Source organism: Paenibacillus sp. R14(2021), from assembly GCF_019431355.1.
In the GTDB taxonomy this organism is placed as follows: Bacteria; Bacillota; Bacilli; order Paenibacillales; family Paenibacillaceae; genus Paenibacillus_Z.
On the sequence record NZ_CP080269.1, the window covers coordinates 1,500,217 to 1,522,230 of the forward strand.

The 22,014-nt window shown below is 53.7% G+C and carries 19 protein-coding genes; 6 read left to right on the plus strand and 13 right to left on the minus strand.

Annotation, left to right across the window (positions count from 1 at the left end; all coding sequences use genetic code 11):
* The first annotated feature begins 40 nt into the window (after positions 1–40).
* Positions 41–385: a bacillithiol system redox-active protein YtxJ gene (ytxJ, locus tag KXU80_RS07210; RefSeq protein ID WP_219837555.1), complete on the plus strand. Its 345-nt coding sequence runs from the start codon at positions 41–43 to the stop codon at positions 383–385.
* Positions 386–459: 74 nt separating this feature from the next.
* On the opposite strand, the gene KXU80_RS07215 is transcribed toward ytxJ, so the two are convergent.
* From KXU80_RS07215 to KXU80_RS07245, 7 genes are all read right to left on the minus strand, one after another.
* Complete coding sequence (locus KXU80_RS07215) at positions 460–2,823, minus strand: putative bifunctional diguanylate cyclase/phosphodiesterase (protein WP_219837556.1); 2,364 nt, start codon at positions 2,821–2,823, stop codon at positions 460–462.
* A 43-nt stretch (positions 2,824–2,866) separates the two neighbouring features.
* The gene (locus KXU80_RS07220) at positions 2,867–3,958 is read right to left on the minus strand and encodes a GGDEF domain-containing protein (RefSeq protein WP_219837557.1); all 1,092 of its coding nucleotides are present in this window, start codon (positions 3,956–3,958) and stop codon (positions 2,867–2,869) included.
* The gene (locus KXU80_RS07225; protein WP_219837558.1) at positions 3,955–5,061 is read right to left on the minus strand and encodes a GGDEF domain-containing protein; all 1,107 of its coding nucleotides are present in this window, start codon (positions 5,059–5,061) and stop codon (positions 3,955–3,957) included. Before KXU80_RS07225 ends, KXU80_RS07220 begins: the two co-directional genes overlap by 4 nt.
* A gap of 294 nt (positions 5,062–5,355) precedes the next feature.
* Positions 5,356–6,156 carry an ABC transporter permease gene (locus tag KXU80_RS07230; protein WP_219837559.1) on the minus strand — a complete coding sequence of 267 codons (801 nt, stop codon included), beginning with the start codon at positions 6,154–6,156 and terminating at the stop codon, positions 5,356–5,358.
* A complete protein-coding gene (locus KXU80_RS07235) occupies positions 6,137–6,952 on the minus strand; it encodes an ABC transporter ATP-binding protein (RefSeq protein WP_219837560.1) in 816 nt (271 codons plus the stop codon). Before KXU80_RS07235 ends, KXU80_RS07230 begins: the two co-directional genes overlap by 20 nt.
* Before the next feature lie 6 nt (positions 6,953–6,958).
* On the minus strand, positions 6,959–7,969 hold the full coding sequence (locus KXU80_RS07240; RefSeq protein ID WP_219837561.1) for an ABC transporter substrate-binding protein: 1,011 nt from the start codon (positions 7,967–7,969) through the stop codon (positions 6,959–6,961).
* A 292-nt stretch (positions 7,970–8,261) separates the two neighbouring features.
* Positions 8,262–8,954, minus strand: coding sequence for a DUF7002 family protein (locus KXU80_RS07245; RefSeq protein WP_219837562.1), 693 nt, complete (start codon positions 8,952–8,954; stop codon positions 8,262–8,264).
* A 120-nt stretch (positions 8,955–9,074) separates the two neighbouring features.
* On the opposite strand from KXU80_RS07245, the gene lspA reads away from it, so the two are divergent.
* Positions 9,075–9,557, plus strand: a complete 483-nt coding sequence (gene lspA, locus KXU80_RS07250) for a signal peptidase II (protein ID WP_219837563.1) — start codon at positions 9,075–9,077, stop codon at positions 9,555–9,557.
* 23 nt (positions 9,558–9,580) lie between these two features.
* On the opposite strand, the gene KXU80_RS07255 is transcribed toward lspA, so the two are convergent.
* The 4 genes from KXU80_RS07255 to KXU80_RS07270 form a co-directional block, all read right to left on the minus strand.
* Complete coding sequence (locus KXU80_RS07255; protein WP_258171308.1) at positions 9,581–10,639, minus strand: DUF4037 domain-containing protein; 1,059 nt, start codon at positions 10,637–10,639, stop codon at positions 9,581–9,583.
* A gap of 103 nt (positions 10,640–10,742) precedes the next feature.
* On the minus strand, positions 10,743–11,561 hold the full coding sequence (locus KXU80_RS07260) for a carbohydrate ABC transporter permease (RefSeq protein ID WP_219837565.1): 819 nt from the start codon (positions 11,559–11,561) through the stop codon (positions 10,743–10,745).
* Complete coding sequence (locus KXU80_RS07265) at positions 11,558–12,472, minus strand: carbohydrate ABC transporter permease (protein ID WP_219837566.1); 915 nt, start codon at positions 12,470–12,472, stop codon at positions 11,558–11,560. Before KXU80_RS07265 ends, KXU80_RS07260 begins: the two co-directional genes overlap by 4 nt.
* 71 nt (positions 12,473–12,543) lie before the next feature.
* The gene (locus KXU80_RS07270; protein ID WP_219837567.1) at positions 12,544–13,932 is read right to left on the minus strand and encodes an ABC transporter substrate-binding protein; all 1,389 of its coding nucleotides are present in this window, start codon (positions 13,930–13,932) and stop codon (positions 12,544–12,546) included.
* Positions 13,933–14,141: 209 nt separating this feature from the next.
* Between KXU80_RS07270 and KXU80_RS07275 the strand changes: the two genes are divergently transcribed.
* The 3 genes from KXU80_RS07275 (at position 14,142) to KXU80_RS07285 (ending at position 18,380) form a co-directional block, all read left to right on the plus strand.
* The gene (locus KXU80_RS07275) at positions 14,142–15,701 is read left to right on the plus strand and encodes a helix-turn-helix domain-containing protein (RefSeq protein ID WP_219837568.1); all 1,560 of its coding nucleotides are present in this window, start codon (positions 14,142–14,144) and stop codon (positions 15,699–15,701) included.
* Positions 15,698–17,476 (plus strand): sensor histidine kinase, encoded by a 1,779-nt coding sequence (locus tag KXU80_RS07280; RefSeq protein WP_219837569.1) that lies wholly within the window; start codon positions 15,698–15,700, stop codon positions 17,474–17,476. Before KXU80_RS07275 ends, KXU80_RS07280 begins: the two co-directional genes overlap by 4 nt.
* A gap of 130 nt (positions 17,477–17,606) precedes the next feature.
* Entirely contained in the window at positions 17,607–18,380 is a 774-nt protein-coding gene (locus KXU80_RS07285; protein ID WP_219837570.1) for an SDR family NAD(P)-dependent oxidoreductase, read from the plus strand.
* Positions 18,381–18,397: 17 nt separating this feature from the next.
* Here the strand turns inward: KXU80_RS07285 and KXU80_RS07290 are convergent, their stop codons facing one another.
* Positions 18,398–19,279 (minus strand): LysR family transcriptional regulator, encoded by an 882-nt coding sequence (locus KXU80_RS07290; protein ID WP_219837571.1) that lies wholly within the window; start codon positions 19,277–19,279, stop codon positions 18,398–18,400.
* A 128-nt stretch (positions 19,280–19,407) separates the two neighbouring features.
* Between KXU80_RS07290 and KXU80_RS07295 the strand changes: the two genes are divergently transcribed.
* Complete coding sequence (locus tag KXU80_RS07295) at positions 19,408–20,331, plus strand: DMT family transporter (protein ID WP_219837572.1); 924 nt, start codon at positions 19,408–19,410, stop codon at positions 20,329–20,331.
* 80 nt (positions 20,332–20,411) lie between these two features.
* Here KXU80_RS07295 and KXU80_RS07300 read toward each other — a convergent pair whose 3' ends face one another.
* Complete coding sequence (locus tag KXU80_RS07300; RefSeq protein ID WP_219837573.1) at positions 20,412–21,974, minus strand: histidine kinase N-terminal 7TM domain-containing diguanylate cyclase; 1,563 nt, start codon at positions 21,972–21,974, stop codon at positions 20,412–20,414.
* Positions 21,975–22,014: the final 40 nt, after the last annotated feature.

Below are 22,014 nucleotides of genomic sequence, written 5' to 3' on the forward strand. Positions count from 1 at the left end.
AGTACTGTAACTCAAATCATAACAGTTAGGAGAATGCAGCATGTCCGAATACAAGGAAATTCAAACATTGGAAGAATGGAATGCCGCACTCGAAGGGTCCAGTACCCGTCCGCTCGTCGTGTTCAAACACAGCACGACTTGTCCGGTAAGCGCGAATGCGTACCATGAATTCACGAGCTACCTAAACAGCCCGGATGCTTCCGACGAGAACGATTACGTGCTCGTGAAAGTAATCGAGTCCCGCCCAGTATCGAATCAAATAGCGGAAGATATTTCGGTTAAGCACGAATCACCTCAAATTATTCTGATTAAGGATAAAGCGAAATATTGGACTTCCTCGCACTGGTCCATCACGCAAGCACATATGAAGGCGGTTATGAATTAAGTTTGCCGTCTCCGTAATCAAGGCCCCGGCCCAATCGTCCATGCGACGATTGGGCGCGGGGCCTTATGTGTTGTCTAAGAAGACTTCTTCAGCCTGTTCCGCATCATTTCGGCGGACAGCGGCTTATCGATGTAATAGCCTTGGCCTTTATCGCAGCCCATCGCTTTGAGCCATGCGAGCTGCTCCTCCGTCTCTATACCTTCGGCGACGACCGTCTTGCCTAGACTGTGCGTCATCGAAATCATGGTTGAGACAACCGTTCGCACGGATTCAGCCTCGACCATTTCCCCGATGAACGAGCGGTCGATTTTGATAATGGAGATCGGCAGCTGACGCAAGATACTAAGTGATGAATACCCGGTTCCAAAATCGTCGATTGCGATTTCGACGCCCATGGCGACAAGCTCATCCAGCATCTTCAAGGTCACTTCCAGCTTATCGATGACGACGCTCTCCGTAATTTCCAAGTAGAGCTTCCTTGCCTCCAGTCCCGTTTCCTCCAAAATTCTTCTGACCTCTGCTACGAAATCCGGCTGCATGAATTGCTTGACCGACACGTTCACAGAGACGACCATCGACGGCCACCCGCCACGCTCCCAGCGCTTCGCCTCCCTGCAAGCTTCCTCCATCACCCATTGGCCAAGCCTTAGAATAAGCCCGGTCTGCTCGGCAAGCGGAATGAAGTCCGCCGGCGATACCATGCCGTACACCTTCGAATTCCATCGAACGAGCGCCTCCGCGCCGATCGTTCTCCCGCTGCCGATATTCGTCTGCGGCTGGTACTGAATGATAAACTCGTCCTCATCCAGCGCCTTGCGTAAATTCGCTTCCATCTCGACCATCCGATTAATCGAGGAATTCAATTCCTTCGAGAAGAACCGGTACTGTCCGCCTCCTTTCGACTTGGCATGGTACATGGCGATGTCCGCATTCTTAATAATGACATCCGCCTGATTGCCGTCGCTTGGGAAGAGGCTGATGCCGACGCTCGCCGTAATAAAGAATGGGGCGCCGTGCAGGCAGACCGGTGACTCCAGCGCCTGCTGCAGCTTCTCGGCGATCCAGATGATCTCGTCATACTCGGCAGCGCCTCGGACCAGAATCATGAATTCGTCGCCGCCCGCCCGGGCAAGCCCCATATCAGGCGATAGACATTCACGAAACCGCGCGGCAATCAGCTTCAACAGCTCATCGCCGTTATGATGCCCCAGCGTATCGTTAATAAGCTTGAAGCGATCCAGATCGACCAACAGGACGGCATCGAATTGATGGGGATGATTCTCTCGCGCTAATGCCTCCTCCAGCTCATGCTTGAACGAGATGCGATTGGGCAAGCCCGTCAGCGCATCGTAATGAGCCAAATAGTCCGTTTGACGTTCGACCGCTTTGCGCTGCGTAATGTCGCTTAGAATCGTAAGCACGTAAGGCTCTCCATTCTCGGCAAGCGCAGCCATATCCATCAAGACGGTACGGAGCTGGCCATCTGCGCTCCACAGCGCCATCTCCTCGCCTTGCCAGCAGATATTCGGGAAATCCGCGGCATACCGGTCATGAAACCGCTGTTGGTCCGCCGGTATGAGAAACGACTCGAATACCTGCCCGTTCTGGCCTTCAAGATGGATGCCGAACATTTCCACCGCTCTGGGATTGGCCTCTAGAATACGCCCTTGCCTATCGAGAATCAGGATGGGAGCAGGCGACAGCTGGAAGAACGCCTCGTATTTGCCGGCAAGCTGCGGCAGGAAGTCCGTGTTGATCATCATGAGGCGAATCGAGATGCCCCATACCAATACGGGAAGGCTCGTGATGATCGACGGTAATGGCAGTTGCAGACGGAAGATAGCGCAGACAGCAGCACACACTCCAAATGCGAGCATAAATAGAAGATTGGAGCGAATGAGGATGAGGAATCGGCCCTTGCTCCCCCTGTCAGCCGTTTGCTTCCAGGCCGAATAAGCGAGCGCGTTATTCGCAAGCCAGATAACGAAGGTGATCATGACATACACCAGCCAAACGCCGCTTGGCTCGTCGAGCTTCCAATGTCCGATGACCGTAACCTGTTTGACGAAGTAATGAGGACCCTGTAAGACCGCTTGAAGCATATACACCGCAACGGGCAGCAGCGCAGCTGTGACGCCCGCTTGATACGGAATCCGATGATAGCCGCGCGTCATCGTAACATGCAGACAAAGGCTTGTTCCTGCCAGCAGCAGCGTCACCGGATATTTCACATAAGCGTACCAGTAAGCGATCGACGTCACGGGCAGGAGCATTTGGGTAAAGTCGAGGACGGACAGCAGAAATAACAGCAGCATCGCAGCGGCTGCCATTCGGTTCTCCAGCTTGCCTGGATTTCGGCGATAAATATCCACTGACGATTGAAATAGAAATAATAGCGGCGCCAGCATAAAGAGCAGATACACGTCAGCTCGCATCATCGATGATCAACTCCTGTTTCAGTGAGGAACAATCGGAACGAGGTCACCATGCGATTCGGTTCTTCCCGCTGCGCTTCGCGCGGTAGAGCGCCTCATCCGTCATACGGAAGAGGGCATCCTTATCTTCTTCCTTCAGGAGACGATGGCAGCCTATGCTGACAGTGACGCGCCTGCCGCCAAGCTCTATGATGACGGCCTGTTCGATATCAGCTCTAAGCCGTTCAAGCCATTGCTGGACAGCCCCCGTTTCCATTCCCGAGAAAATAACGGCAAATTCCTCGCCGCCGTATCGCGCCGTGAAGACGGAAGGCTCGGCGCTGGCATCGATAAGCCTACCGAGGTGGCGAAGTACGGCGTCACCCGACAAATGACCGAACGTATCGTTAATCGATTTGAAATTATCGAGATCGATCAAGGCGAGATGAAGCGGCCCACCATCATCCTGCTTTATCGCCTGCCACAGCTTCTCTTGAAACGTCTTATGATTGTTCAAGCCGGTTAACGCATCCTTGCGGGAAATCGCATGAATGACCTGCCGCTGCTGCCGGTGCTTCTCTTCATTAATCAGCGCCGTTTCCTCCGAGGTGATGATGCGCAAACCCCGATTCACGACAGCCAGGCAGATGAGCGTTACGAAGCAAACCAGCCCATAGCCAATCGCTTTATCATAGCTGCGGTAACCGTAAAGATAGAAATCCGTGAATGCCGTTAAGCATGCGTAAGGCACGACGGTAATGAAGCAGGCATAGGCAACTTTGCCATATTCAAAATATAAGGTCGAAATAAGCAAAGGAAGGATCATTACGATCTGAACGCCGTGAACGCCCGGGGAATTCAAGGACAGCACGATATGGGCATAACAGGATCCGACCGTGATGATTAAGTAGTTCTGAAACTCGCCCTTAATCTTATAGAGCAGCTCTGCAGCGATAAGAATAGCGAAAATACTTCCGCTCTGGATGAGCACCTGGTTGCGGACATAGATGTCGATACGGTCCGGGTAATCGCGCATGACGACGGGCCAAGTCATCAGGATGCAGGCTGCGAACAAAATCCCCAAGCACCAGTAGGATATGCGCACCCTTCGGTTCCAGAATGACATATGTACAGGCGGTTCCAGAAGTCGCCGGATCATGCAAGCACCTCCTTGTCGACTGCAGATACGATACGGTCTTTGCCGGATTTCTTCGCTTCATACAGATACAAATCCGCTTCTCGAAATAACGCATCCTTGGACATGCCTGGACGGAAATCAGACATGCCGATGCTCACCGTAACCTTGCGATTATTGAGGATGGGAAACAGCAATCCGGCGACTTGTTCTCGAATGTCCTCCAGCAGCGCCAGGCTTTCCTTAGGCTGTTTGCCCGTCAAAATAATTGCGAATTCTTCGCCTCCAAACCTGGCGGCTACATCATCGATCGAGATGCAGTCCTTCAACACATCCGCGATATCTCGCAGCACGATGTCACCGAGATGATGGCCGCATGTATCGTTCACGCATTTGAAGTTATCGATATCAAGAACAGCCAGCTGCAGCTGCATCGATGAGCCGAACTGCTGCTCCGTCAGTGAAATCATATATTCTTGAAACGTAATATGGTTGTAGAGTCCAGTGAGATGATCGTATTTGGCTTCATTCTCGTCTGCGATGGTTTCCGCAAATGCATTCATCTCTGATCGCGCTGCCTGTTCCAGCGATTTCAGCAGCACTTGCGCCTTGGACATCATGACATGTCCAATGAGTACGGTTCCAATAACCATATTTGTAAGCGCAACCATCTCATAGAACGTGATTTGATCCCGCAGCTGTTCCAAGAACCCATAGAACAAGCCATAGCAGAACAGCGTAAATATAGCCGCAAACCTCAGCTTCAGACGATCGAAATAAAACAGTGATACGATAATCGGAAAATCAAGCGCAGCATAAAGCCCCTTAACGGTCGAGCCGAACGCTAGCATAATAACGAGGCCGAAAGCAAATCCGACGCCGATCAGGAAGAAGTCATAATACGGCTTCATGACCCGATAGAGTATTTCGGATAGCAGCAGGCAGGCGAACAGAACGAAGAATGCGGTTTCAAGCCCAGGCGGAAACAAAGCTCCCGACCAGTCGTCCGGATACAAACGAAGCAAATGAATAACTTCTCCCGTCAGCAGCATAAGTCCGGCTATCATCCAGTAGAAATACAGCACCCTGCGATTCCAAGTGTGGTTCTCAATCGAGGAGGCATTCATAGCTGATCACCGCTTTGCGATTATTTAACTGCCGTTATACAAGGATTGAATACAAGGACTATAGACCTAAAATCAATAGATAATCACGCTATACGCTAAATTATACCGTTTACTCTCTATTTTTCAACGATAATTTACATATGTATTTTAGTTATATAGGCCTATTTTCATATAAACCCTAAAAAAACATATTAGCAGTTACGAATAATGCTGCATCTCATAGCACGACAAAAGCCTCATTCCCCTATAAGGAATCAGGCATTCTTCGTATTGGTAGGGTCCTTGGTTTTCCCCTCATCGACCGTGATGATATCGCTTCCGCGCAATCCGTTCCAGCACATTAACACCGCCATAAAGCACGATCGACATGAGCGCCAGCAGCGCAATGCTAACCATGACCAAATTCATTTGGAACACTTGCCCGCCATAGATAATCAGATAGCCAAGCCCAGCTTTCGAGGACAGGAATTCGCCCATAATGACGCCGACGAGCGTTAAACCGACGTTGACCTTCAGCGTCGCGATGAAATGCGGCACGCTCGCGGGCAGCAGCACCATACGCAGCATCTGCAGCTTGGTCGCGCCGAACGATTCCATGAGCTTCAGCTTGCTGCGGCTGATCTCCTTGAACCCGTTCTCGATCATGACAATGGTCACGATAACGGAAATCGCGACCGCCATCCCATACACCGAATATTCATTGCCCAGCCACATGAAGAAAATCGGCCCCAAAGCCACCTTCGGCAGTGCATTCAGCACGATCATATACGGCTCAAGCACGTTCGACGCGAACGTCGACCACCAGAACAGGACGGCGATCGCCGTTCCCGCCGTCATTGACACGGCGATGCCAACGAGCGTCTCTTGGCCTGTAATCCACGCGTGCCGGAACAGGTTGCCTTCCATCGCCAGCTCGCGAAACGAGCTCCACAGCTGGGACGGCTTGCTCGTGAGCATGGAATCGACCCATGCCCATCTTGCCGCAAGCTCCCATAGGACGAGAAACGCTGCAAGAAGCGAAAGCCGAGTCAGCCAAATTATCCACCGCCTGCGCCTCTCGGCGCGAAGATAGCGTTCATAGAGCGGTGTCGACATGCCCCTCCAGCTCCTTCCAGATCAAATTGAAATAGTCGTGGTACGCGGCTGCCTGCCGCCTGCGCCAAGGTGAGCGCTCCACGCTCTCGTCGAACATAATTTCGTGAATCGCGGAGATGGTACTGGGCCGCTTGGACATGACCATCACCCGGTCCGCCATGCTGATCGCCTCGGACAGATCATGGGTAACGAGCACAGCTGTCTTCCCCTGGTCCTTGATAATATGGAACATTTCCTCCGACAGCGTAAGCCGCGTCTGGTAATCTAACGCGGAGAAAGGTTCGTCCAGCAGCAAAATATCCGGCTCCGCCACGAGTGTCCGAATCAGCGCCACCCGCTGGCGCATGCCGCCGGAGAGCTGATTCGGCGAATGATGCATGAAATCGCCAAGCCCGTAACGCTTCAAGAGCACAGTCCCTTGTCTCCGCGCAGCCGCTTTATCCATTCTCCGAACCTCTGCACCCACCGTTACATTGCTGAGCACATCCCGCCATTCGAAGAGATGATCATGCTGCAGCATATAACCCACCTTGGGGGAAGGCCCCGAGATCTCGGCACCGTCGATCATCACCTTCCCCTTCGTCGGCTGAAGCATGCCGGAGATGAGGGAGAGCAGCGTGCTCTTGCCGCAGCCGCTCGGCCCCACGATGCTGATGAATTCACCCCTGCCAATTGAGAGTTCAATATCCCGCAGCGCCTCTGTCTCCTCGCGGGGCGTAAAATAATGAAGCCCTGCTCCGCTCAGCCGAATATGCTCCTCCTGCCCCGCATGCGCCCCATCTACCCTGCGTGCCATGGGCGGTCAGTCCGATTTTCCGAGCTGCTGCACAAAGCTCATATCAACGACATCATCCATCTTGGCTACTTTATCTTCAGCCTTCAGCACGCCGTTCTCGATGAGCACGTTTTGAAGCGTATCGAATTGCGCCTGCGTCAGCTCGGGATCCGTCGGCCACGTATCCTGCGCTTTGTAGCGGTTGACCGATTGCAGGATCAGATCATCCGGCGTACCGTCGAAGAACGGCTTCAGCGCCTTCAGGATCTCATCGTCTGTCGCGGTTTTCAGCCATTTTGCGCCTTCGGCGACCGCGGCCGAGAATTTCTTGATGACGTCTGGATGCGCTTTGATGTAATCGGTCGTTGCCACGTACGAGGTTTCCGGATATGCGCCGAAGCTCTCGCCGAGGGACGCGACATAGTACGCCTTGCCTTCCTTGACCAGCGTCGATGCGACCGGCTCGAAAACTTGAATATAATCGCCTTGGCCGCTTGTGAACGCGCCTGCCATTGCCGTCGAAGCAATATTCGTCACGACGTTGACATCGCTCACCTTCTCCTTCAGCAGCATGGAATTAAGCACCATTTGCGGCGAACTGCCCGGTCTCCAGCCGATTACCGTTTTGCCGGAGAGATCACTCCATTTGAAGGAATCGTTCTTCTCGCGCGAGAGCAGGAAAGAGCCGTCCTTCAAGGTCAGCTGGTGGAAGACCTTGAGCGTCTTGTCACCCTTCTGATTGAAAATATAGATCGTCGTTTCCGGACCGACCATGGAAATATCCGCCGTACCGGCAATGAGTGCGGCCGCCCCTTTGTCGGAGCCTTGCGCCGTATTCATATCCACGTTTAAGCCCTGCTCCTTGAAGAAGCCCTGGGACATCGCAACATAATGCGGCGCGTAGAATATCGAACGGATAATTTCGGAGAACTTAACCGTCGTCGTTTCATCCGTTTTGGAGCTTTTGCCGCACGCCGCGGACAGAATCAGCAGCAGCGACGCCAGCAGAAGAAGCGCCGGCTTGATGGTTTTGCGCATGTTGTTCTCTCCTTCTCATATGAAGTATTGAAATCGCCAAGGAACATTGTATATGGACGGTTCGACCGGAACCGGTATGGTCCCGCTCCTTCGCCAGAAGCACAAAGAGCTTTGAATAGGTAATATCCTATTCAAAGCTCTGAGGGGATGTTCATATTCAGCTGCAACAATTACGGAAAAAGGGAAGGCATGTCATTCTAGCTGACATGCTAGAACTTCACGGTCAGCCATCGGATCATGCGTATGCTTCAGCTAACAAGCGCATCCTCCTATCCGAATATGCGCATGTAAGCTAGGATTCGCCAAACGCAGCCAGCGATTTCACAATACCCTGCCAAGCGGCAGGCACATCGCTGGCATTCGCCGCATAGACAGCCCTCAGGAAGCGGGACATATGACGCAGCTGGTCCTCGACGAGGACCTCCTTTATTTCCGCCGCTTTCGCCGGCACCGTGCTGCTGCCGACACGGCCGAATTCCGCAAGCGGCAGAAACATGGCTGGACTCTTCCGGTAGCCGCAGTTGTTTGGGAACCTAGGCGAGCTTCCAGAGTCGTATTTGGACAGCTTCACCGCCTCGCTGCAAGACGTCAGAAGTGCCTTCGCATCGAATTCCAGCACAGCGAACGCAGCGTCCGGTTCGCGGCGGGTATAGGTATCCAGCATTTTGCGGCAATCCCTGATTGTCGGCCAGAGGAACACATGCTGATCCAAGCAAGCGCGAAACTGCTCTAGGGTGACTCCGGCGTCCATCATGCTCTCTGGGATACGGAGATGCGAATTCACTGTAAGCGAATAGCCGTCTACGTGGACTTCTGCTGCCGCCAGCCTGCGTTCTCCCGTAGAATCTTGCATAATCCGTGAGCTGGACCACAGCGCGTCGAATTGCGAGATAGCAGGCAAATTGCCTGCTCTCGTAAAATGGTACAGGGATTTTCTGCCCCCCGCTTTCGTTACTAACGCAATAATCGCCTCTATTTCCGTCATGTGATGTTCTCCTTGTCGGCCGCCCAGCCGGCGGCCTGTTGCTTGTTGCTTGTTGCTTGTTGCGCCAATCCTTTGTATGCTTACGTTACACTAACAACGTAGAGGCAGGTGATTCTTCTTATGTTCTATTGGATCGTTTTGGTCATGACCGCAATCGATCAGCTTACGAAATGGATCGTTCGCTCAACCATGAATGTCGGGGATACCCACGTTTTCTGGTCGGGCGTGCTTCAATTTACCTATTATCAGAATTCCGGCGCAGCCCGAAGCTCCTTCCAGGGCTACGGAAGACTGTTCGGCATCCTTGCTGTTATCTTTATTATTGCCGTTCTTATCTACCGAAGCAAAAAGACGTATAATCGCCGCGTCATGGATATCGGGCTCGCCTTTCTCACCGCGGGAGCCGCGGGCAATGGAATCGAGCGGTTGATGTACGGCAAAGTGACGGACTTCCTGCAATTCGGCCCAGGGCACGGCATTCTCAATATCGCGGATTTGTCGATCAACGCCGGCCTGCTTGCCATTATCGTTCAGAATCTATTTTTCTCTAAAAAAGCGGATGCAAACCGCAATCGTGCAGACGAAAATTCGCATACATATTGAACTAAAGTTAAAGACGGCCAAGCCTACGCATAGCCCATTGCTTGATACAGTCGTTTCAAAGCCCCTCGAGCGTCTTCCTCTGCTCGCTCCGCCGAATGATTCCAGGTGCGAAAATCCGTGTTATCCGTTATTTGGTCAATGCTGCCGATCAAGCACTTCCGGGCAAACCGCCGCAGTGCTGCGTCCTGGATGCTTTCAATCAGAAGCTGCGCGATATGCCCGCCGTCCATGACGTTGAACGGCCGGCCATAGAATGAAGCGGCTTCGCCCTGCGGATTGCCCGCGGCAACGCCCAGCGACTGAAGCTGCTTCACCAAGTGGGGATAGACCGCATTCAAAGCCGACTCTCGACCACGCCATGCCGCCGCCGTCTGTGCCGCCCACAGGTAGGGCCGAATCGCTTCCGCGCAGTTCAACCGCCCGAACGCGGAACCGAACCATTTTGGATAAGGCGCATAGGTTCGTTCCATGCAGAAGCAGAGGTTCATAATGTCGCGTACGATTCGGGAAGCAATGACGGCTGAGCCCAGCTCGTCGCCGGCGAAGCCCGCACGCAGCATCAAATGCTCTTCTTGACCGATTCGCTGCCAGATGGAAGCCATGATATAGAGCCAAACATCGTCCGGATAATACCGAAGCCGGCTGCGAAGCGCCGAGAGTCTTCCGTGATCATCATGGAACACGTCGCCGCTCGTCAGTTCAAGCAGCGTCTGTGACGGGAAGGTCAGCCAATCGAGAAGCTCGACCGGCTTGTTAAGATCCATGGACAGACAGCTGTCGATAAAGCTGTGAAACGTCTCGATTCTAGTCATGCCAGCATCGACCGGATAACCGAGGAAGTGCTGCGGAATCTGCTGCTCCAGCCCGCTTCGTATGGCTGCGATACATGCCCGATCCGACTCGTCGACAAGTAAGACGACGCGCGGTCCGAAATCATGATCCTGCGACATCTCCGTATCGAACCCCAGAACCTCACTTCCGGTACCGACCAGTGCTGCCGAATACCCGGCAACGGTTAACCCTGTCATCATCGGCGCCACGATTTCCGTATAGAATCGCCGGCTAAGCTCGATTCCTTGCATATGCGCAGCTCCTTTCTCTTGCATAAAGGACTGCCCGGCGGCAGCCCTTTATGCTTACGTATGCCATTATAATTTGAGTATAATACGAATGGATCGGACTTGCCTATCCTTTGACCGAACCAGCAGTCAGTCCGCGAATGAAGCTCTTCGAGCCGAAAGCAAACAAGATCAGCACGGGAATGGTGCCAAGCGTAAGCCCGAGAATTTGCGCGGCCAAATCCGTGCGGTACGCGTTGCCAAGCGAAGTAATGCCAAGCGGAATGGTGTACAGCTCCGGCTTGTTGATGATAATGAGCGGCAGCAGATAGTTGTTCCACGACCAGAGAAACACGAGCAGCGACAATGTCGTAATCGCTGGATAAATAAAAGCAAGCACGATGCGGAAGAAGACACCGATATCCGAGCAGCCGTCCATGCGCGCGCTCTCGAGCACCTCGGTCGGGATCGCACCTTTCATGAACTGCGTCATCCAGAAGACGCCGAAGGCATTGGCAATCCAAGGCATGATCAAGGGCAGCAGCGTGCCCGATACGCCTAAATAGCGCATTTCGATAACGTAGGCAACCAGGCCGAGCTGGCCGGGAATCATCATCGTCAGGAGCACCGCTCCGAATATCTTGTTCTTGTACTTGAATTCATGCTTCGCGAATGCAAATCCGGCGAATGCGCTGACGAATACCGACAGCAGCGTACTCGCGACGGAAACGATCAAGCTGTTCCAATAGACTAGGTCGAACCGGCTTGCCGCGACGGTCTTGAGATTCTCCCATAGGTAGTGGCCGGGAATCAGGACGATCCGCTGAAATAAATCCTCGTTCTGATACGTACCCATCACGATCATGATATAGAACGGAAGCAGCGCGAAGATGGACAGCAGCGCAATAGCCGATGTAGCAAGGGTTGTCCGTGCGGTACTGTTCATTCTTGATCCCCCCTCTGCAATCTGACGCCGATGAAGGAGAAGATCGCGATAATGACGCACAGCCCGTACGCGATGGCCGCGCCTAGCCCGTACCGGGTCGTGCTTCCGTAGGCGGTATCGTACATATTCCATACCGTCGTCAAGCAGCAGCGTTCAGGCCCGCCGATGACCGCCGAGCTGGATCCCATGCCCGAGCCGCCGAGCAGCAGCATCGGTTCCTCCAGCAGCTGGAAGCCGCCGATGATGCCTGTAATGATAATAAACGTCATGACAGGCTTTAGCAGCGGCAGCGTAATCGACCAAAAGCTCCGGAATCCTGAAGCCCCGTCCACCTGCGCCGCTTCGTTCAGATCCTTCGGAATATTGGCAAGACCGGCCAGGAAGAAGATCATCGTATACCCGAAGCCTTTCCAGAACAGCATCAGCACGATAATCATCCTGGCGTACACAGGGTCGCCCAGCCAGTAAATGCCTTCCTCGATCAGACCAAAATGAAGGAGCACCTTGTTGACGAAGCCGGCTTGCCAGTCGAACAGCAGATTGAACATCAGCCCTACCGCCACCGGCGTGACGATATACGGCAGGAAGTTGATTAATTGGAAGAAGGCCTTCCATTTCACGAACTGACTGTACAGCAGCGAAGCAATCGCTAGTCCGAAAATAATTTGCAGCGGCAGCGTCATCGCGATGAAGAGCAGCGTGTTGCCCACTGATTGAAAGAAATAGGAATCCGGGTTGAATAGAAACTTATAATTGGACAAGCCCACGAACGTCTTGCCGCTGATACCGTCCCAGTTGGTCAGGCTGACGTAGAACGAGAAGACAATCGGAATCAAGCCGAGCACGACATAGAACAAGAGATACGGAGAAAGAAAGAAATACGGAACCCATTTACGCTTAGCAGTATTCATCGCTCACACTCCTACAGAAGAAGCCAAAGAACAGCCGTAGAAGCAGCCGTTCCTTGGATTTCGCTCTTCGATTATTCAAACGTGATCTTAGGTTCCTTGGCAGTCAATTCCTTCTTGATTTTGTCCAGCGCCTGATCGACCCCGAATGTGTTGTCCTTAGCCAGCGTTTGAAGCACGATGTTCATGACGTCGTTCAAGAGCAGATCATTGACGTTCTCGGCTACCGCCTTGGTCGTCGAGGAAATATCAACGAAATACTTCGCGCCGATATCCTGCGTTCCGAAGCTTGGCCATGTCCAGTTCGTGAACGCCTTGTCGTCGTAGGCCGGCTTATAGTGCGTGAACACGCCGTCCTTCTTCTGGCCGTCCGCGCCTTCTTGCGTCATCGAAGTAAATTCGATCCACTTCCAGGCAAGCTCGGCGTTTTTCGCGCCTTTCGGTATGCCGTGCGAGGAACCGCCCGCGATAAATCCTCCGTTCGGCGGCACCATTAAGCCCCAGCGGCCTTCCGCCTTGTCGTTGGCGCCGATGACGTATTGCGGCATCCAAACCGGCGACATCGCAAACATATATTTGGACTGCGCGAAGGTAGCGTTCCAAGCCGGCGTCCATTGATCGAGCTTGTCAACGATGCCGGAGTCGCGGAACTTGACGAGATCCGTCAATACGTTCGTCAGCACGGGCGTCTTCAGCTTGTCGCCGTCGAAGTACGGCTCCGCGCGCTGACCCTTGATTACCGAATAGACATCGCCGAGACCCGGGAACATTTTGACTTTGCCGCCGCTGTGTTCAACGACTTCTTTCCCTTTGTCAATGAAGGTGTCCCAATTGGTCAGCATGCCTTCCAGTTCCTTCGGATCATCGGTGCCCAAATATTCTTTGGCCAGCGGCTTCAGGTAGGCCAGACCGGCAATGCTCATGTCGTCGGGTATCGATACGAGATGCCCGCCCATCGAGAATGCGTTGATATCATAATCGAACAGCAGCGATTTATCGGCGCTGTACGGTGCTTCTTCCAGGTTCTCCAGCACGTCCATGTCGAAGATCTTCGCCTTCTGGCCGCTCTCGATCCGAATCACGTCAGGAAGCTCGCCGCCGGATGCGATGGTCGTCTGCAGCTTCTTCGTGACGTCGCCTGCCGCGACATTAACGCGTTTCATTTTGATGTTGGGGTACATCTTGTTGAATGCCGCTAAGGCCGTCGGATGCTCGGGCTCCCAGGTCCACAGGACGAACTCGCCTTTGTAGTCCGCGCCTGATTTGGCCCCTGCATTCCCTGTTCCCGTATCTGCCGCGTTCGTTCCCGAGCTTGCCTTGTTGTTAGTAGTCGTTTTACCCGAGTTATTATTCGCCGCTTGATTCGTTGCGCCGTCTCCTCCGCCGCAGCCTGCCAGCAAACCAACCAGCATTATGCCGCTTACTACCGCTCCGACACGCTTCATGCTCTTCTGATTCAACATCCGCGAACCTCCCGTGATATGTATTGTATCCGCTTACAATGTTACTCGCTCGTACAGAGGGCCGTAAACATCATGATCCTACATTTTTGGTTGCAATCCTACACTCGATCTTCTAGCAAGCCTCTCCGATCGGTTATACTCATAGTACCAGCGTTGACCTCCGCATAATCGAAATCACTCCATTCTATCTTCCCGGGAGGCTTGCACGCATGAAAATCATTCTAGTCGATGATGAACGCATTGCCATCGAGCATATTACAAGTCTGCTTGCTTGGGACGAGCTTGGCTATACGATCGCAGCCACGGCGACGAACGGCCGGAGCGCGCTGCGTCTGTGCGAGGAATTACGTCCCCAGCTCATGATCGTCGATATTCGCATGCCCGTCATGGACGGCCTGGAGCTCATTCAAGCCGTCAGCGAGAAACGGCTCGGCGTCAAGTTTATCGTCATGAGCGCCTATGAGGATTTTGAATACGCACGCAAGGCGATCTCGATCGGCAGCGTCTCGAGCTATCTGATTAAGCATGAGGTCGACAGCCATAAGCTGCTGCATGAAGTGAACAAGGCAAGCGTTGCTTGGACCTCGGATGAAGCCCAGCGCCATCTGCTGCGAAGCGAGCAGTTGAAGGAGCAGTTGACTGGAGTCGTCAAACCTGATCCTGCGAGCAGCAGTGTTAAACCTCCGTATGGCATCGCGCTGCTGTATCCGGATCTCCCTTTCACTTCCGTTCCCTCCGGGGATAGGTACGCGGGATCCGCAGCGCCTCTCTACTTGACCCGCGAAGAAGAGCTCTTGTTTGAAGGCAACGGCATCTGGCAGCGGGCAGGCGATTTTCCTCTCGGCACCTCTCAATCCGTTATCCTGTTCTCGCTAAAGAGCCGTTCAGCTTCGTTCACGGCCTCTTATTTGCGCGAATCGTTTCGCGAGCTGATGCGTTCATTCAGAGCGCTGGCGGCGAGCAAGTCCAGCCATTCCTTCTCGATCTGTTATGCTTGCGAAACGGAAGAGAAGGCTGCGCTGACCGCATCCTACCGCAAGGTGAATACGGCGCTGCTGCATGCCGTGTTCACCGGTCCTGGCGCTCTCGTCAGCGCCGACGAGCTTCCGGTTAACGGACATGCCGACCCGGCGCATGCAGCTGCTTCCCGGATGCATGACATCGCAGAAGGGTTGAGCCAGCACGACGCGCCGCTTATTGTAAGCGCTGTTATACGCTTATTTGAAGGGATCAGCGCGCCGTTCTGGAATCTTCGCGGACTGTTCCATCTGGTCCGCGGATTGACGACGCTCGTCAATGAGCGCCGCGCGCTTCGGGGCATGCTCGAGATCGATCCGTTCGACGACCCGAATTTTCCGCCTGCCTACAGCATCGCAGACATTCGCGAGCGATTCGTCAGTCTGCTAGGCGAACTATGCAAGGATGCCGAAGACAGCAAACGCTTGCCCGGCAAGCTGCAGAAGGCGCTTCGCTATATGCATGAGCACTACCACGAGGATCTGAGCATCGATACGGTCTCCCATGCGACAGAGATCAGCGCTTCCTACCTCCATCAGTTGTTCAAGCGCGAGCTCGGACGAACCTTTCTCGACTATTTGACGGAGCACCGCATCCGTCAAGCCAAACGGATTCTCCGCCGCGGCGACGCCAAAATGACCGAGGTGGCAACGAGCGTCGGCTATCGTTCGCCCCAGCATTTCAGCCAAGTGTTCAAGAAAATGACAGGGACGCTGCCGCATCAATACCGAAGCGAGGACTGTCCATCATGAGAAGTCTTCGAGCCGTTATTTTACAGCGAATCGCGATTGTCGCCGTCGTCAGCTTCCTGCTATCCGCCGGTTTCACCTATTATTATTACCGCACCATTCTGGTCGACCAGATGATTCATGACGATCAGTCGAAGCTCAGCCAGACTTCCCGGCAGCTTCAATACATGTCCGATGATATTTCGCAGTTCGCGTCCTCGCTCATTATCTCGGATCGGCTGCAAACCTTTTTTAAAACCTACCACAAGGCCGATACGTTCGATAAATTTGCGTTGCTTCAGGATACGTTTAATTATTTGAACGAAAATAAAGGGCTTCGCAAGGAGGTTTCCAGCTATGCAATCGTCATGCCAAGCGGCGAGACATTCTGGAGCGAAGCGCGGTACGACAGTTATTTTGCCGACCGGATGGAGGAGCCCTGGTACTTGAACTTCGTTTCCTCCAGCCAAGGAAACGGATTTACGGAACCGCACCAGATGTTTTTCAACGCGCTCACCGAGAGCAAAACGATCAGCTACATCGTCAAGGTGAAGGATATTTCCAAAATCGGAAGCGAAATCGGTGTGCTTATTCTTAATCTCGACTACAGCAATTTTGAGTCGGTGCTTGGGTTTGGCGGCGCTGATTTCGACGGCCTGCTGTGGCTGAATGGCTCCAATCATCTTCTCTACGGGAAGCAGCCTCCCCCGGAGACACTTGATCACGTCAGCCTCGCGGACGCAGCCGCAGAACCGGGTCAAGGCAGCTACCGTCCGCTTAAAGGGGGCTATATGCTGATCGATCGTTTAGCGGAGAACGGCTGGAAATTGGTTACATTTACTTCCGGCCATTCCATGGTCGAGCGCGCAAAGGTCGTGATTTATTTGCTCGGCGTGTTCTCCCTGACCAGCACGATCTTGATTCTGCTGCTCATCATGTCCGCCATACTCCGCATCACAGGGCCGATCATGCAGCTGTATCATGCCATGAACGCCGCATCCATCGGCAATTTGCAGGCATCGGTCACGATCCGCTCGGGCGATGAGCTGGAGAAGCTCGGTCAAGGCTTCAACCGCATGATCGAGCAGCTGCGCGTCTATCTGGAAGAATCCATTCAGCACGAGAAGGAGAAGAAGAACATGGAGCTCGAGCTGCTCCTCTCGCAGCTGAATCCGCATTTCGTCTACAACACGCTGAATGCCGTGATCTATATGGCGCAGAAGCAGGGAAATGACGATATCGTCAAAATGGTCGGCTCCTTTATCCGCATTCTGCAGGATGCCGTCAAAATGGGCGGCGCGCAATCCATGGTTCCGCTTCAGGATGACATGGCGATGCTGCGGGACTACCTGGCCATACAATCCTATCGCTACGCGGACATGTTCACCGCAGTGTGGGATATCGACGAGCAAGCGAAGGCCTGCTTAATCCCTCGCAATTTGGTTCAGCCGTTCGTCGAGAATGCGATTTTCCATGGCATATGTCCGAAGGATGCGCCGGGAACCATCCGCTTGACGGCTTCCGCCTGCGAAGACAAGCTCGTGATCACCGTTGCAGATGACGGCGTCGGCATGGACGCGGAACAGCTTGCGGCCGTATGGGAGCCCCGCGAAAGCCGAAGAAGCCCCGGCCTCAGGCACATCGGATTGCCTAATACGAAGCGGAGGCTGGAGCACCTGTTCGGCGACCAGGCTCGGCTGATTATTACGAGCAGCCTTGAAGAAGGCACAGCGGTCCGTATCGAGATGCCTGCCATTCTCGCTCAGCCTGCGAAGACGACTGCAGCGAGGGCCGTTTGATATTCGGACTTCGGCGGCGCATAATAGGAGCAGGCTTTCGCGAGCGAGACTTGCAGCAGAATGACGCCGCTTAGAGCTCCTCGGCGAAATGATCTTATCCTACTACATAGACCGGAAGTGAGTGAGCAGCATGACATCGTACAGCTTAAATCTATCAGGCAAGACCGCAATCGTAACCGGCGGCAGCCGCGGCATCGGACGCGCCATCGCCGAGGGGCTGGCGCAATCTGGCGCAGACATCGCCATTACCGCCCGTACCGAGAGTGAAGTGCGGCAGGCAGCCGAAGAAATTGCCCAAGCAACAGGTCGGCAAACGCTTGGACTCGTCTGCGACGTAACGAATAGATCGTCCATCGAGGCTGCCGTGGAGCGTATTGCGGAGCATTTTGGCAAGATTGATATTCTGATCAACAACGCAGGCACGACGGTACGCCATTCCGTCTTTGAGCTGACGGAGGAGGAGTGGGATTTCGTAGTCGACACCAATTTCAAGTCCGTCTTCCTAATGTCCCAAGCCGTTGGCAGACATATGGTGAACCGCGGGCATGGACGCATCGTGAACATCGCTTCGCTTGCCGCCGATCTGACGCTTTCGTATTCCACGCCCTACGGCCCTGCCAAAGCAGCCGTCGTCCACCTCACGAGGCAGCTTGCGAATGAATGGGCGCAGAACGGCATTACGGTCAATGCCATCAGCCCGGGATTTGTCCGCACGGACTTCAACTCGGCGGCGCTTGACAACCCTGAATTTAAAGCAAAGATCGAAAACATGAACCCCATGCACCGAGTCGGTCAATTAGCCGAAATCGTCGCGCCTGTCATCTTCTTCTGCACCGATCAGGCCAGCTACGTCACCGGTCAGAATTTGGCTGTCGACGGCGGTTCCACGCACTACGGCATGTGAGCCGTTCCCTCTGGCTCCTAAGCGTTCGGAAACAGCGTAAGCGCAGTTTCAACGAATAATCGGACCGCGTTCGAGCAATCCTCCGGGTAAGGAACGGCAAGTTGAATCTCTCTGCTGCCAAGCGGATTGAGCGGACGCTTCACGATACGTTCCGGCATGTTGATGAGCGACAGCTCCGACATGATGGCGGCTGCCATGCCTTCTCGTACGAGGTTAAGCGCCGTGGCGTAATTATGGATGATGAATTTCTCAATCGGCTTCACGCCGCCCTGCTGGAACCATTCCATCACGGGCGGCTCGTAGCCGGCTCGGCAAATGATCATCGGCTGACGACTCAGATCGTTCGACGTGATGGCCTCCCGGTCGGTCAACGGATTGTCGTCCCTCATCACGGCGAACATCTTCTCTTGATATACGGGATATGTCGCGGCATTTACCGGTTGTTCGTCTGTAGCGATAATAAAACCCGCATCGATTTGACGGCTCTCCATCCATCCCCTGATCTCCGCAATCGTGCCTTCCTGAATAACAAACTCGATATTGGGATAGAACTTAGCGATCTGCCCGATAATTCGAGGAATGAAATAGGAAGACGCAATGGGAAACGCGCCGATGCGAACCTTCCCCGTCTCTAGCCCTTTCTCCCTTGAAACTTCCTGATCCACCTTCTCATAATGCAATAAGATTTCACGAAAAATACGTATGACACGCTCCCCGACCTCAGTCAATTGGATGCCGCTGCGCCGATCTCGAATGAGAAGGCTTACCCCCAGTTCGGCTTCCAGCGTAGTTACGGCGCGGCTGACGGCAGGCTGCGTCATATTAAGCTCCTGCCCCGATTTCGTGAAACTGCGCGTATCGGCGATTTTCACGATCAACTGCAGCAATGATCTATTCATACCAGATTCGATATGCCTCCTATAAAATATATTCATTTTATTTATGACATACTTTATCGTATCATGGGGATGCGGCAAACGGCAAGCTTGCGGCGAACGGCATTAAACATGACGAAGGAGTGTTATGAATGAAATATAGAGCCTGGGCATTTCTTATTCTTTGCAACTTATTTTGGGCAGGCAACATGATATTCGGCAAATACAGCGCAAGCGACTTTCCGGCGGTCTGGATCGCGTTACTTCGATGGGCAATCGCGGTCGTTATCCTCGTCCCGATGGCGCATTTCATCGAGAAGCCCGCATGGCTGCGCGTATGGAAAGATAACTGGAAGATCATTCTGTTGTTGTCCGTCACCGGCGTCGTCATTTACAACATTTTGACTTATTCCGCGCTTCGTTATACATCATCGACGAACGGGGCGCTGATCAATACGCTGACGCCTGCGATGATCATGCTCTTCTCGCTAATCTTCATGAAGGTCAAGTTGTCCGGCATGAAGATTGCCGGCATGGTCGTTTCGTTCCTCGGCGTATTGACGGTGCTGACCAAGGGCAATCTGCTGCAAGTTTTTCATACGGCCTACAACAAGGGCGACGCCCTCATGATAGTCGTCATCCTGTTCTGGACGGTATATTCGCTGCTCAGCAAGAAAGCGAAGCATATCCCCTCCATTACGATGATTGCGATGACGGCGATTGTCGGCGTTATCCTGATGATTCCTCTTCTGTTCACGCAGCCGCTTGACGTGTCACGCATCACGCCGCTTGGGATTACAGGCATTATCTATCTTGGCCTATTTCCTTCCGTCGGTTCATTCATCTTCTGGAATCAGGGCATGAAGATGCTTGGGCCGAATACGGCTGGCATGACGATGAACCTGATTCCGATCTTCACCGCCATCATCGCCGTATTCCTCGGGCAGCAGCTTGTCGCTTCGCAGTTCATCGGCGGTCTGCTCGTCATCGGCGGCATGATCTTAACCGCGGGGCTGTTCAAATGGCGTCCGCGTGCTCGTCATGTCAGTGCTGTCCCTAGCAGCAGTAAATCCTAGTCGCACACCAGTTGCATTTCTGCGGCAAAAATTGCGAAAAATCCGCGGTGCTTAAGTACCGCGGATTTCTGGCTATCGGTTTACTGATGCTGGAGCTGATAGCCGCGGACTCGGTTGCGGCCGCCGCGCTTGGCCTCATACAGAGCCATATCCGCATCATGCAGCAGCGATTCCAACGTATCCTCCTGCCGCTGCAGCTGGGCCACGCCGAAGCTCGCCGTAATGACAAGCGTTCCAAAGCTGCCGTTCAGCGGCTTCTCGACCAGCATGGCGCGAATATGGTTCGCGCGGACTTCCGCTTCCTCGATGCGAATTCCCGGCAGCATGAACACGAACTCCTCGCCGCCGTACCGTCCGAAGAGAACGTCCGTCCCCAGCTGGTCGCGTACGATCCCCACGACATGCCGGATGGCAAGGTCGCCGTTGTCATGCCCATGCTTATCGTTGATCCGCTTAAAGAAATCGATGTCGAAGAGCACGATTGAGGCTGGCTGGCCGTTCGTGCGCGCCTTATCCAGCAGCTTCTTGCTGCGGTAGAGAAATGCCGTTCGGTTTAACAATTGTGTCAGTCCGTCGAAGTAAGCCAGCTGTTTGAGCTGGTCCTGGAGCATCCGAGGCTCCGTCACATCAATCAGCATCAGCATGCTGCCGACCTTCTCGCCGCTCCGGCCCATGACGTCCGAGGAGCGCACTTGATAGTAGCATGATGTGCCGTCTGCCGTCAGCTGCTTCAATTCCTCGTGAGAGCCATCCTGCAGCCGGCCAGCCGGGAATGACATCCCCGTTAATTTCATCCACGCTTCATCCAAGGGCTTGCCGAGCAATCCCACGGCAAGCCCCGGAAACATCTTAGCCGCCGCTCCATTGAAATCAATCAGGCGTTCGGCGTGATCCAGCACGATTACGCCTTCCCGCATGCTTTCGAAGATGCTGTCCTTTGCAATCGGCACAATCGTCAGCATTCTAGTTGTCACAATCGCCCAAATGTACATCGCCGATGTCACGCACAGCAATATGGGCACGGGATCCGTCCCATGGGGCGTCAAGCCCATCAAATAGACGAAAGCGCCGACAATTGGCAGAAATTGCCCCACGATGAGCGTGAGCAGCTGCAGCCGAAAAGCTTTCTTCGTTTGCGGCCATCGCCGAAGCAGCAGCACCAGCGTTGCGAGCATGGTGCCGAACGTGAAGGCACCGTGGATGACATACCACGGTCCAACCACGATATTCGTGAGTGGAACAGTTCCGCCCGTTTGAAACTGCATGGATTTATAAAACAAATGATGCCAATCGTTGGTTGCTACGATGATGAAGGTTAGCGCCGGAATAGTGAAGAGCAGCGCGATCGATCTGCGGGTCATGGTCTTGCCGATGTACTGTATGACGATCATGAGACCAAGCGCCGGCGCCGTAGAAAGGCCGATATATTCCACAATCGTCCATCGCATCATAACCTCGGTGCTGCTGCTGGTCAGTTGAAGCGCTGCTGAGAAAATGTAGACCGATTGCGACGCCGTATAGACGACGAAGGTTTTTGCACCCGACAGCTGGGAGCGCTTGAAGTACGCATACAAGCACAGAAAAACGGTAAAAACGCCCGATGTGGCTATAAGCGAGATATACATCGTAACAAACGGACCCATAGTCGGCTCTCCAAGCTGTTCTTAGTATTCTTTTCCTGCG